Annotated in this window: 12 protein-coding genes and 1 pseudogene; 11 read left to right on the top strand and 2 right to left on the bottom strand. The window is 71.7% G+C overall.

The annotated features are described in order from the left end of the window. Positions 1 to 2 precede the first annotated feature (2 nt). Complete coding sequence (locus E9934_RS04405) at positions 3 to 2,258, top strand: [protein-PII] uridylyltransferase (protein WP_136561657.1); 2,256 nt, start codon at positions 3 to 5, stop codon at positions 2,256 to 2,258. A gap of 127 nt (positions 2,259 to 2,385) precedes the next feature. Here E9934_RS04405 and E9934_RS04400 read toward each other — a convergent pair whose 3' ends face one another. After that, positions 2,386 to 2,664 carry a hypothetical protein gene (locus E9934_RS04400; protein ID WP_136561656.1) on the bottom strand — a complete coding sequence of 93 codons (279 nt, stop codon included), beginning with the start codon at positions 2,662 to 2,664 and terminating at the stop codon, positions 2,386 to 2,388. A 75-nt stretch (positions 2,665 to 2,739) separates the two neighbouring features. Here E9934_RS04400 and ffh point away from each other — a divergent pair, with 75 nt between their 5' ends. The 10 genes and pseudogenes from ffh to E9934_RS04365 all read left to right on the top strand — a co-directional run bounded on the left by ffh (position 2,740) and on the right by E9934_RS04365 (position 10,302). Then, positions 2,740 to 4,317, top strand: coding sequence for a signal recognition particle protein (gene ffh / locus E9934_RS04395; protein ID WP_136561655.1), 1,578 nt, complete (start codon positions 2,740 to 2,742; stop codon positions 4,315 to 4,317). A gap of 7 nt (positions 4,318 to 4,324) precedes the next feature. Beyond that, complete coding sequence (locus tag E9934_RS20005; protein ID WP_202977196.1) at positions 4,325 to 4,729, top strand: hypothetical protein; 405 nt, start codon at positions 4,325 to 4,327, stop codon at positions 4,727 to 4,729. Continuing rightward, positions 4,726 to 5,094 carry an NYN domain-containing protein gene (locus tag E9934_RS20000; protein WP_202977195.1) on the top strand — a complete coding sequence of 123 codons (369 nt, stop codon included), beginning with the start codon at positions 4,726 to 4,728 and terminating at the stop codon, positions 5,092 to 5,094. The genes E9934_RS20005 and E9934_RS20000 overlap by 4 nt, the downstream gene beginning before the upstream one ends. A gap of 29 nt (positions 5,095 to 5,123) precedes the next feature. Next, entirely contained in the window at positions 5,124 to 6,206 is a 1,083-nt protein-coding gene (locus E9934_RS19995) for an amidohydrolase family protein (RefSeq protein ID WP_202977194.1), read from the top strand. Positions 6,207 to 6,369: 163 nt separating this feature from the next. Next, the gene (rpsP, locus tag E9934_RS04385) at positions 6,370 to 6,864 is read left to right on the top strand and encodes a 30S ribosomal protein S16 (RefSeq protein ID WP_136561653.1); all 495 of its coding nucleotides are present in this window, start codon (positions 6,370 to 6,372) and stop codon (positions 6,862 to 6,864) included. Positions 6,865 to 6,868: 4 nt separating this feature from the next. After that, entirely contained in the window at positions 6,869 to 7,108 is a 240-nt protein-coding gene (locus tag E9934_RS04380; protein ID WP_136561652.1) for an RNA-binding protein, read from the top strand. 58 nt (positions 7,109 to 7,166) lie between these two features. Further along, positions 7,167 to 7,742, top strand: coding sequence for a ribosome maturation factor RimM (gene rimM, locus E9934_RS04375; protein ID WP_136561651.1), 576 nt, complete (start codon positions 7,167 to 7,169; stop codon positions 7,740 to 7,742). Further along, positions 7,739 to 8,413 (top strand): annotated as a pseudogene (trmD, locus tag E9934_RS20160) (tRNA (guanosine(37)-N1)-methyltransferase TrmD); the annotation flags it as partial. The gene rimM and the pseudogene trmD, both read left to right, overlap by 4 nt. Before the next feature lie 93 nt (positions 8,414 to 8,506). After that, the gene (locus E9934_RS20155) at positions 8,507 to 8,893 is read left to right on the top strand and encodes a GNAT family N-acetyltransferase (RefSeq protein ID WP_238694795.1); all 387 of its coding nucleotides are present in this window, start codon (positions 8,507 to 8,509) and stop codon (positions 8,891 to 8,893) included. Between the two features lie 155 nt (positions 8,894 to 9,048). Beyond that, positions 9,049 to 10,302 carry an ammonium transporter gene (locus E9934_RS04365; protein WP_136561649.1) on the top strand — a complete coding sequence of 418 codons (1,254 nt, stop codon included), beginning with the start codon at positions 9,049 to 9,051 and terminating at the stop codon, positions 10,300 to 10,302. A 72-nt stretch (positions 10,303 to 10,374) separates the two neighbouring features. Here E9934_RS04365 and E9934_RS04360 read toward each other — a convergent pair whose 3' ends face one another. Beyond that, on the bottom strand, positions 10,375 to 11,604 hold the full coding sequence (locus E9934_RS04360) for a Fic family protein (RefSeq protein ID WP_136561648.1): 1,230 nt from the start codon (positions 11,602 to 11,604) through the stop codon (positions 10,375 to 10,377). Positions 11,605 to 11,719 lie beyond the last annotated feature (115 nt).

The raw sequence follows: 11,719 nt of genomic DNA, 5'->3' as shown, positions 1-11,719 counted from the left end.
CGATGACCGCTGCTGAGCGCACCGAGCGCACCGACGCCGCCGACGACCTGTGCGGCAAGGCGTACGCCGGCGCCGGGATGCCCGACAGCGGGGTGGCGTTGGTCGCGGTCGGTGGCTTCGGACGCGGCGACATGGCGCCGTACTCCGATCTCGACGTGGTGCTGGTCGCCGACGACGAGATCGCGCTCAGCGACTGGGTCGAGCTGGCCGGCCAGGTGTGGTACCCGCTGTGGGACGCGGGCGTGAAGCTCGACCACTCGGTGCGGACGCTGCCCGAGATGCTCGCGGCGGCCGAGGGAGACGTCCGGGTCGCCTCCGGTCTCCTCGATGTGCGTCACCTCGCCGGCGACTACAACGTCGCCCTGCAGCTGCGCACGACGATGCTGGCCCAGTGGCGCCGGCAGGCCCGGCAGCGGCTTCCCGAGCTGCGGGAGGTGGTGCGCAACCGGCACCGGCTCGTCGGGGAGCTGGCGCACCTGTCAATGCCCGACCTCAAGGAGGCCGAGGGCGGTCTGCGGGACGCCACGGTCCTCAAGAGCCTGACCGCCAGCTGGCTGGTCGACGTCCCGGCCGCCGATCTGGAGCGCTGTCGCCACCAGCTGCTCGATGTGCGCGACGTCCTGCACGGCGCGGCGGGCCGTGCCACCGACCGGATCGCGCCGGAGCACTGGGATCCGCTCGCGGACGGACTCGGACTCCCTGACGAGGATGCCGCCCAGAGGCACGTCCGTGAGCTCGGCCGCCGGTTGACCCACCTGTCCCGGCTTGCCTGGCGCCGCACCGACGACGTGCTGCGTCGCGCTCCGGCTGCCAAGCCCCGCCGACCCGAGCTCGAGCGGCTCGCGCCGGGTGTCGCGCTCTCGCAGGGTGAGGTCGTCCTCGATCGCAGCGCGCGACCGGACAAGGACCCGGTGCTGCTGCTCCGGGCGGCCGCCGAGGCCGCCGTCCGCGACGTCGTCCTGGCGCCACCCACGGCCGCGCGCCTGGTGCGGGACTGCCCCCCGCTCCCGGAGCCGTGGCCCGAGGAAGCGCGCCAGCAGATGGTCCGCCTGCTCGCCTCCGGCCGCGGTCTGCTCGGGGTGTGGGAGACGTTGGAGGAGACCGGCGCCCTGGTCCGGATCCTCCCGGAGTGGGAGCGGATCAGGCTGCTCCCGCACGCCTCGGTGATCCACCGGTTCACCGTCGACCGGCACGTCGTCGAGACCTGCGTCGAGGCTGCGGCGCTGATCCGCGAGGTCGCGCGGCCCGACGTGCTGGTGGTCGCCGCCCTGCTCCATGACATCGGCAAGGGCGGGTTGACCGAGCACAGCGTCGCCGGCGCGCCGATCGCCCGCGAGATCGCAGTGCGAATGGGCTTCGCCCCCGAGGAGGTCGAGCTGATCACCCAGCTCGTCCGATGGCACCTGCTCCTCGCCGACATCGCTACCACGCGTGACCCCGACGACCCCGCGACCATCGACGCGCTGACCGATCGCGTCGGCACGCCCGAGGCGCTGGCCCTGCTCACCGCGCTCACGGAGGCCGACGCCAAGGCCGCCTCGCCCAAGGCCTGGTCGTCGTGGCGGGCCGGACTCATCCTCGACCTCTCCCGCCGCGCCCAGGTGGCGCTGCGACGGGGGAGCGTGCCCGCCCCGTTGCGCGCCGAGGAGGTCCCGGTCCCGGACAGCGTGCGCGCAGGCGGCTTCGCGATCGACGTCGAGAGGCTCGAGGACGGTGCACGGGTCAGCGTCGTCGCGCCGGACCGGGTCGGCCTGCTCGCCGACGTCGCGGCGACCTTCGCCCTGCGCCGGGTCCCGGTCCGCGCGGCGCGGGTGTGGTCGCAGGACGATGTCGGCATGGCCGTCGGGGTCTCGGTGTGGGACGTGGCCGACGACTACCTCGACCCCGGGGCCCTGCGCGACCAGCTGGACGCGATCGTGCAGCGCCGGGTCGACCCGGCCCGCCGGCTGGCCGCACGGACGGCGGGCGAGGGCGAGCTCGCGCCGACCGTCGTCGTACGTCCGGAGGCGAGCGACCACGCCACGGTGATCGAGGTCCGCGCCGCTGACCGGATCGGGGTCGTGCACCAGGTCAGCGCTGCGCTGGCGGCGCTCGACGTCACGGTGCGCTCGGCCCACGTGTCGACGCTCGGACCGCAGGCCGTCGACGTGTTCTACGTCCAGGAGGCCTCGGCCGGCGCGCTGTCGGAGACCCGGGCGGCCGAAGCCGCGCACGCGGTGCGCGAGGCGATCACAGGCGTGGGGAGGCCGCGCGGGTAGGTGACGCCGGCTGCGCGTCGCGATGCACGCACGCTGACGGCGTTGGCGTCGATCAACGGCCAACCAGGCCGCCTCACTCCGCCGCCTTGTCATCGCACGCACCTCACGACGCTCGCTTCGACGCCACCTACCCGCGCGATCTCCTCAATCGCGCCACCCCGCGGGCCAGGTCGACCGTCATCGGCGGGTGGTCGTCGTCGGGGCTGGGCAGCATCTCGCCCTGGGTCTTCTTCGACCGGAGGGCGTCGTCGGCCCGCTCCCGCGCCGGGTCGAACACGTTCATGAAGCTGCCCATGCCGTCGGTGAAGGTGCCGGTCGCGGACTCGGAGCCGATCATCCGGTGCCCGATCACGACGACGCCGACGAGCAGCGCGACGCCTGCCGCGACGAGCAGGACGACGGTCATTCCGCGAGTCTACGGCGCTGCAACTACAGTTGACCCGCCCGACGACGCAGACGCACCAGTTCCTGAGGACCGCACTTGTTCGCCACACTGTCCGACCGCCTCACCGCGACCTTCAAGAACCTTCGCGGCAAGGGACGGCTCTCCGAGGCCGACATCGACGCCACGGCCCGGGAGATCCGGATCGCCCTCCTCGAGGCCGACGTCGCCCTGCCGGTCGTCAAGGACTTCGTCGCCGCGGTCAAGGAGCGGGCGCGGAGCGAGGAGGTCAGCGGTGCGCTGAACCCCGCCCAGCAGGTCGTCAAGATCGTCAACGACGAGCTCGTCGCCATCCTCGGCGGGGAGACCCGGCGACTGCGCTACGCCAAGTCGGGGCCGACGGTCATCATGCTGGCCGGCCTCCAGGGCGCCGGAAAGACCACGCTGGCGGCCAAGCTCGCGCTGTGGCTCAAGGAGCAGGGCAAGACCCCGCTCCTGGTCGCCTGCGACCTCCAGCGCCCCAACGCCGTCCAGCAACTGCAGGTCAACGGCGAGAAGGTCGGCGTCCCGGTCTTCGCCCCGGAGCCCGGCAATGGCACGGGCGACCCGGTCTCCGTCGCGAAGGCGTCGATCGAGGAGGCGAAGCGCAGGCTCCACGACGTGGTCATCGTCGACACCGCGGGCCGCCTCGGCGTCGACGCGGAGATGATGGCGCAGGCCGCCGGCATCCGTGACGCCGTCCAGCCCGACGAGGTGCTCTTCGTCGTCGACGCGATGATCGGTCAGGACGCGCTCATCACCGCGCAGGCCTTCCTCGACGGCGTCGGCTACGACGGTGTCGTCCTCACCAAGCTCGACGGCGACGCCCGCGGTGGCGCCGCCCTGTCGATCCGGCACGTCACCGGCCGACCGGTCATGTTCGCCTCCTCCGGCGAGAAGATGACCGACTTCGACGTCTTCCACCCCGACCGGATGGCCTCGCGCATCCTGGACATGGGCGACGTCCTCACCCTGATCGAGCAGGCCGAGAAGGCCTTCGACCAGGAAGAGGCGATGCGCGCCGCCGAGAAGCTCACCGGCGGCGACTTCACCCTCGACGACTTCCTGTCGCAGATGCAGCAGCTCAAGAAGCTCGGCTCGATGCAGAAGATCCTCGGGATGCTGCCCGGCATGGGACAGATCCGCGAGCAGCTCGAGAACTTCGACGAGCGCGAGATCGACCGCGTCGAGGCGATCATCCGGTCGATGACGCCTGCGGAGCGCGACAACCCCAAGATCATCGACGGCTCCCGCCGGGCCCGCATCGCGAAGGGCTCGGGACGCACCGTCTCCGACGTCAACGGCCTCGTCGACCGCTTCTTCGAGGCGCGCAAGATGATGATGCAGATGGCGCGCGGTGGCGGCATGCCCGGGATGCCCGGCATGCCGGGGATGCCGGGCATGGGTGGCCCCGGCGGCGGCAAGCGCGTCAGCGCCAAGCAGAAGGCCAAGCAGACCAAGGGCAAGGGCGCGCGCAAGTCGGGCAACCCGGCCAAGGCCGCCCAGGACGCCGCCGCCGCACAGGCGAAGGCCGCCGAGTCGAAGCCGAACCCGTTCGGCATCGGACAGGACATCGACTACGAGGCCGCGGCCGAGAACCTGCAGCTGCCGAAGGACTTCTCGAAGTTCCTGAAGTGACCTCGTCATGACCACGGCCAACCGGGCACGACGGCTCGCCGCCCTGCGCATCGATGCGCAGGTGCCCTGCCCGGTGTGCGCCGAGGGCGTCAAGGGCGCCAACCTCGACCGCCACCTCGCGAAGGTCCACGGTGGCGACGGCGCGGTCGCTGCCGGCACCTCCGGCTCGGGGGAGAGCTACGAGAGCGTCGACGTCCGGGTGGGCTCCTACCTCCAGCTCTGCTCGGGCCGCCGGCGGATCACCGTGCACGCCCGCGCAGCCGGGCCGTTCCGCACCACCTGGACAGGTTGGGAGCAGGGACCCCGCAGACGCAGCCTCGACCTCACGCTCGACCGCGCCGAGCTCGTCGCCCTCCAGCTCGCCCTCTGGGAGCTCGGCCACCTCGCCCCTGCCGGCGGAGCGGGCCGATGAGGTCCACCCTGGTCGTCGACGGCGCCAACGTCGTCGGCGCGCGCCCCGACGGGTGGTGGAAGGACCGCCCGGGAGCCGCGGCCCGGCTCCACGAGCAGCTGCTCGTCGCCGATGTCGAGTACGACGCCGTCGTACTCGTGCTGGAGGGGCAGGCCAAGGGCGGGGTCCGGGCCGGGCGCGATGCCCACGTCACGACCGTGCACGCGGCCAGGGACGGCGACGCCGCCATCGTCGAGCAGGCGCGCAAGGCGGTCGAGGCCGGCCGCCGGACCGTGGTCGTGACCGCGGACCGGGCCCTCGACGCCCGCGTCCACGGTGTCGGTGCGACGACGCTCTCGCCGACCTGGCTGCTGTCGCGCCTCTGATCCGGGTCCGCCCGGGTACCGTCGGGTGGGTGAGTGCGCTGCGGTTCTCCGGCCCGGTCCTGCCCGACGGCGAGGTGCGCGACGTCTACGTCGTCGACGGGCGGGTCACCTATGAGCGCCCGGCGGGCCTGACCGGCGCCGAGACGGCAGGGGAGGGCTGGATCCTGCCGGGCCTGGTCGACGCCCACAACCACCTCGGGCTCGAGGATGGTGGAGCGGTCGACGACGCCGAGATCGAGCGGACCGCGATCCTCGATCGCGACAACGGGGTGCTGCTCACCCGCGACTGCGGGTCGCCCGCCGACACCCGGTGGGTCCAGGACCGCGAGGACCTGCCGCGCCTGATCCGATGCGGTCGCCACGTGGCCCGCACGCAGCGCTACCTCAAGGGCTACGGCCACGAGGTCGAGCCCGACGGACTCGTCGACGTCGTGGCCGAGCAGGCGCGCGCGGGCGACGGCTGGGTGAAGCTGGTCGGCGACTGGATCTCTCGGGACGAGGGAGATCTCGCGCCGTCCTTCCCCGGCGACGCCGTGGCGGCGGCGATCGGCGTGGCCCACTCGCTCGGGGCCAAGGTGACCGCCCACTGCTTCGGCGAGGAGTCCATCGCCCCGTTGCTGGACGCCGGGATCGACTGCATCGAGCACGGCACCGGCCTGACGGCAACCCACATCGATCAGATGGTCGCTGGCGGCGTCGCTCTGGTACCGACGGTCCTGCAGACCTCGAAGTTCCCCGGCTTCGCCGACGCCGGTCGCGCCAAGTTCCCCGACTATGCGGCGACCATGGAGCAGCTCTTCGCCCGCCGCCGCGAGGTGCTGATGAGCGCTCACGAGGCCGGCGTCGCGCTCTATGTCGGCAGCGACGGCGGAGGCTCGCAGCGCCACGGCGTGCTCCACGAGGAGATCCGCGCGATGGCGGACATGGGCCTGTCCAACGAGTACGTCGTGGGCGCGGCCTCGTGGCGCGGTCGCGCCTGGCTCGGCTGGAATCCCGGACTGGACGAGGGCGATCCGGCCGACTTCGTCGTCTATCCGCGCAATCCCGTCGAGGACCTGTCCGTGCTGCTCGAGCCCTCGCGCGTCGTGCTGCGCGGCAGGGTCGTGGCCTGATTTCTCTCCGCGCGAGAGGTCTGGCAGACTTGGCGGCTGAGTTCTGCGCCTTCCGGTCCCTCTCAACCGGTGGGTGCAGCGCCCATCCGAGTCCGGGTCCCGGTGTTCCCCACCTGGTCGCCCGCGCCTCACCCACCACCATTCTCAAGGAGACACCACAAACGTGGCCGTCAAGATTCGCCTGAAGCGCCTGGGCAAGGTCCGGGTCCCGCAGTACCGCATCGTCATCGTCGACTCGCGCAAGAAGCGCGACGGCGCCGTGATCGAGGAGATCGGCAAGTACCACCCCAAGGAGGACCCGTCGTACATCGACGTCGTCTCCGAGCGGGCGCAGTACTGGCTGGGCGTCGGCGCGCAGCCGACCGAGGCCGTCGAGGCCATCCTCAAGATCACCGGCGACTGGCAGAAGGCCAAGGGTCTCGAGGGCGCCGAGGGCACCCTCAAGGTCAAGGAGCCCAAGCGCGACAAGCTCGAGATCTTCAACGAGGCCCTCAAGGAGGCCGCCAACGAGCCCAAGGGCGCCGCGGTGACCAAGAAGGCCGAGAAGAAGAAGGCCGAGAAGGTCGAGGAGGCGCCGGCCGAGGCCGCCGCCGAGGAGACCCCCGCCGAGGAGCCCGCCGCCGACGAGGCGCCGGCTGCCGAGACCACCGAGGCCTGAGACGGTGCTGGCTGACGCGCTGGAGCACCTCGTCCGCGGGGTGGTCGACCACCCCGACGACGTGGTCGTGCGCGACAAGCAGCTGCGTCGAGGCGCCGTGCTCGAGGTCCGGGTCCACCCCGACGACCTCGGCAAGGTGATCGGCCGCGGCGGCCGCACGGCGACCGCCTTCCGCACGGTGATCTCCGCGATCGCCGGCAACAGCAGCACCCGGATCGACTTCGTCGACACCGACAAGCGCTGAGCACGGCATCATCCGGCAGCCCCGCACCGATGTGCGGGGCTGCCGGCATTTCGGGACAATGACACTCGTGGAGAGCATCGAGGTCGTCGTCGGCAGGATCGGCAAGCCGCACGGCATTCGCGGCGAGGTGACGGTCGACGTCCGCACCGACGAGCCCGAGCGGCGCTACGTCGACGGCGCGGTCCTGCAGGCCGAGGCGCCGCGGGGCTCCGCCTTCGCCGCCCGCACCCTCACCGTTTCCCGCACCCGGTGGCACCAGGGCGTGCTGCTCGCGAGCTTCGCCGAGCTGGCCGACCGCACCGCGGCCGAGTCGGCCCGCGGCGTGGTGCTGCGGGCCGTCGTGTCGCCCGACGAGTCGCCGGCCGATCCCGACGAGTTCTACGACCACCAGCTCGTCGGGCTGGCGGCGTACGACGTGGAGGGCACCCACCTCGGCGAGGTGGCCGGGCTGGTGCACGGCGCGCAGGACCTGCTCCGGATCAGGACCGTCGACCGACGAGAGGCCCTCGTGCCGTTCGTGATCGCGCTGGTGCCCGAGGTCGACGTCGCCGCCGGCCGGGTCGTGATCGCCGACCGTCCCGGGCTCGTGACCCCGTTCGCCGACGACACGGACGAGGGGGAGGACGAGGCGTGAGGCTCGACTACCTCACGATCTTCCCGGACTTCTTCGCGCCGCTGGACCTCTCGCTGCCCGGCAAGGCGGCGGACAAGGGCCTGGTCGAGTTCCACGTCCACGACCTGCGCGGCCACTCGCACGACAAGCACCACCGGGTCGACGACACCCCCTATGGCGGCGGTGCCGGCATGGTGATGAAGCCCGAGCCGTGGGGCGAGGCGTTCGACGCGCTCGGCGTGGACGCGGGGACGACCGTCGTCTTCACCACGCCCTCGGGCGAGCCCTTCGACCAGCGGCTGGCCGCGGACCTCGCGACCCGCGGGCGGATCGTCTTCGCCTGCGGCCGCTACGAGGGCATCGACCAGCGCGTCATCGACCACGCAGGGGAGCGGGCCGAGGTCCGCGAGATCAGCCTGGGCGACTACGTCCTCAACGGGGGAGAGGTCGCTGCGCTGGCGATCACCGAGGCCGTCGTTCGCCTGCTGCCGGGCTTCATGGGCAATGCCGCCTCGCTCGTCGAGGAGTCGCACGCCGAGGGTGGCCTGCTCGAATACCCCGTCTACACCAAGCCGCCGCAGTGGCGGGGACACGACGTCCCTGCCGTGCTGCGCTCCGGCGACCACGGCAAGGTCGCCGCATGGCGGCACGAGCAGGCCGTGCGCCGTACTGCCGAGCGGCGTCCCGACCTGCTCCACCCCTCGCAGCTCGACGACGGCACGCCGATCGTCCGGGCGACGCCGGGCGACGCCGGGGAGCTGCTGACGCTCCAGCGCGCCTGCTGGGTGCAGGAGGCGCTCGCCAACGACTCGCTCGACATCCCCGCCCTCCACGAGTCCTACGACGACGTGCGGGCCTGGCTCGACGTCTGGGACACCTGGGTGATCCGGCGCGCGGGCCGGCTGGTCGCTGCGGTCCGCGGCCGGATGGAGGGCGAGGCCTGGGACATCGGGCGCATCATGGTGGCGCCCGACCTGCAGGGGGCGGGGCTCGGCCGGGCGCTGCTCGAGCACGTCCAGCGCGTGGCGCCCACGGAGGCGGCGTCGTACGTCCTGTTCACGGGGGAGGCGAGCGCCCGCAACCAGCGGATGTATCGCAAGGCGGGCTTCCGGATCCGACCCGACCTGCCGGCGCCCCCGGGCGCCGTGGTGCTCACGAAACCTCGTCGGTGAGCCTGCATTTACGGGCCTGACACCGTCTGGGCGAACCTGTAACACGGTCGAAACCTCAGCCGGGGACTGACGAAACGACCGCTCGGAAGTATGCGGGGCACACGGCCAGCAACGTTGCCCGGCCAGACCCACTCCCGAGACTTGTGAGGACCTGCATGTCTGTCGAACTTTCGTGGCAGCTCATCTGTGCTGCTCTCGTCCTTTTCATGACGCCTGGCCTGGCGTTCTTCTACGGCGGCCTCGTCAAGCAGAAGTCCGTCGTGTCCATGATGATGCTGAGCTTCGGCTCGATCGCCGTCGTCACGCTGCTCTACGTCCTCGTCGGCGGCACGGGCATCACCAACGGCGCCAGCGGTGGCCCGGCGCTGTTCGGCAACCCGTTCAACGACGTCGGCATGTCCGACCTGATGACCGGTGTCGGTGGCGGTGAGGCCGCCAACGCCTTCGGCGGCCACGCCTTCCTCGTCGCCTTCTGCATCATCACGGTCGCGCTGGTCTCGGGAGCCGTCGCCGACCGTGCCCGCTTCTGGCCGTGGATGCTGTTCGCCGCGCTGTTCACCCTGTTCGTGGTCTTCCCGACCTTCCGCTGGATCTGGGGCATCAACGAGGACGGCGAGCTGGGCTGGCTGTCCACCGACGTGCTGGGTCTGGGCCAGGGTGCGCTCGACTGGGCCGGTGGCACCGTGATCCACCAGTCCGCTGGTGCCGCGGCCCTTGCCCTGGCGCTGGTCCTCGGCAAGCGCAAGGTCGGCTTCTCCAAGGAGGAGACCGTTGCCCACAACGTCCCGCTGGTGCTCATCGGTGCCGCGATCCTGTGGTTCGGCTGGTACGGCTTCAACACCGGCGTCTTCGGCGCCGACGAGGGCCAGACCTCGCTGATCTTCTTCAACACCCTGGTCGCCCCGGCTGCCGCGCTCCTCGGCTGGATCGTCGTCGAGGCCCTCAAGGACGGCAAGGCCACCGCCGTGGGTGCCGCCTCCGGCATCGTGACCGGCCTCGTCGCGATCACCCCGGCCTGCGCCTTCCTGACGCCGATCTGGGCCATGGTGCTCGGTCTCGTCGCCGGTGCGATCTGTGCCTTCGCGGTCGACCTGAAGTTCAAGCTCGGCTTCGACGACACCCTCGACGTCGTGGGCATCCACCTGGTCGCCGGCTTCATCGGCTGCCTCTGGGTCGGCATCTTCGGTGCCGAGGCCCTCACCGGTGGCAGCCTGGCGTTCGGTGGAGAGACCAAGCTCTTCCTCGCCCAGCTGCTCTCGTCGCTGACCGTGATCGCCTTCTCGTTCATCGTGACCTTCATCTTCGCGATGGCGATCGAGAAGACGATCGGCTTCCGTGCCAAGGAGGAGGACGAGGTCGCCGGGCTCGACCTTGCGCTCCACGGCGAGGGCTACGCGCTCAACGACTGATCCATCCGCTCCATCTGCTCCATCCGACAGGCCCGTCCCGGTACGCCGGGGCGGGCCTGTCGGCGTCTGGCGTCAGCCGCGCAGCTGGCGCGCGGAGGCCTGGATGCGCGCGCTCAGGTCCTCGACCTCGTCGAGCACGTCGTGGGCGAGCCACACCGGCGCCTTCCTGGTCCGCCGCGCCCGGGTCAGGACACCGGCCGTCGTCGCGGCGTCCATCGCCTGCGATGCCGCGTCCTCGTCGAGACCGAGCCGACGGGCTGCGAGATCGACGTTGAGGATCGGCTCCTCGGCGAGCAGGTCGAGCAGGCGGAACAGCGAGTCTCCGGGGCGAGCGTCGGGCAGGGCCGCGCCCCAGCGGTCACGGATCGCGAGGACGTTGGTCGCCGTCGCCCACGACTCCGCGGTCGCGATCCGGATGGCGGTGGCCATCATCGCCACGATCGTGCGGGCGTTGCCGGAGCGGTAGTCGTTGAGGGCGGCGAAGTAGGTGTCGCGGTGTGAGACCAGCGCCGAGGCGATGGGCACCGTGAGGTGTCGGGTGGCGCGGCGGCGCCTCAGGATCGCGTGGATCAGCGTGCGACCGATCCGGCCGTTGCCGTCGATGAAGGGGTGGATGGACTCGAACTGGGCGTGGGCGATCGCGACCTGCACCACGGGCGGGAGGTCGTCGCGGTTGCAGAACGCGAAGAGGTCGTCGAGGTAGTCGGGCACGGTCTCGGGCGGAGGCGGCACGTGCAGCGCGCCGCGCGGCGCGTAGTCGCTGCCGCCGACCCAGTTCTGTGTCGTGCGGAACCGGCCGGCCCGGTGGGCCTCGTCGGCGTTGCGGCGGAAGAGATCGTGGTGCGCCTGCAGCATCGCCTCCGGGCTGAGGCGCCGGGTGGTGTCGGCGTCGCGGATCATCCGTGACAGGGCGGCGGTCGCGGAGGCCATCGAGACCGCTGAGGCGTTGGCCCCGACGCCCAGCAGTGCGCGGCCGTAGTCGGCGAGGCTGGCGTCGACGTTCTCGATCTTGGAGGAGTCGACCGCCTCCGTGCGCAGCTGGAGGTGGTTGAGCGCGGCGAGCGTCCGGCCGTGGACCAGGTCGAGGTGACCCAGGTCGCCGGCGCAGGCTGCGACCATCGCACCGAGGGAGCGGTCCATCGGATAGTCCAGCTCCGCGATCAGAGGCGGCAGGGCGACCGTCACCTCCCGGCGGAGCCGGTCGACGCGCGGTCCGCGCGGTGAGCTCTGGCGCCACGGCCGGACGTCGAAGGTGTGGGCCGGCCAGTCGTTCGCCACGGGCGTCGCCCCGGTGGTGGTCATGACCGGCATTCTCGCAGCCAGCCCGTGGTCGGCGGCTGGGATTTCCGTCGTACGACACGCGTGTGGGAAGATCGCTGGTCGGTGTCACGGACGCTTCTGCCACAGGGGAATCGCC

Source organism: Nocardioides caeni, assembly GCF_004912195.1.
In the GTDB taxonomy this organism is placed as follows: domain Bacteria; phylum Actinomycetota; class Actinomycetes; order Propionibacteriales; family Nocardioidaceae; genus Nocardioides; species Nocardioides caeni.
The sequence above is the reverse complement of the archived record's forward strand: the minus strand, read 5'-3'. Positions and strand labels throughout refer to the sequence as shown.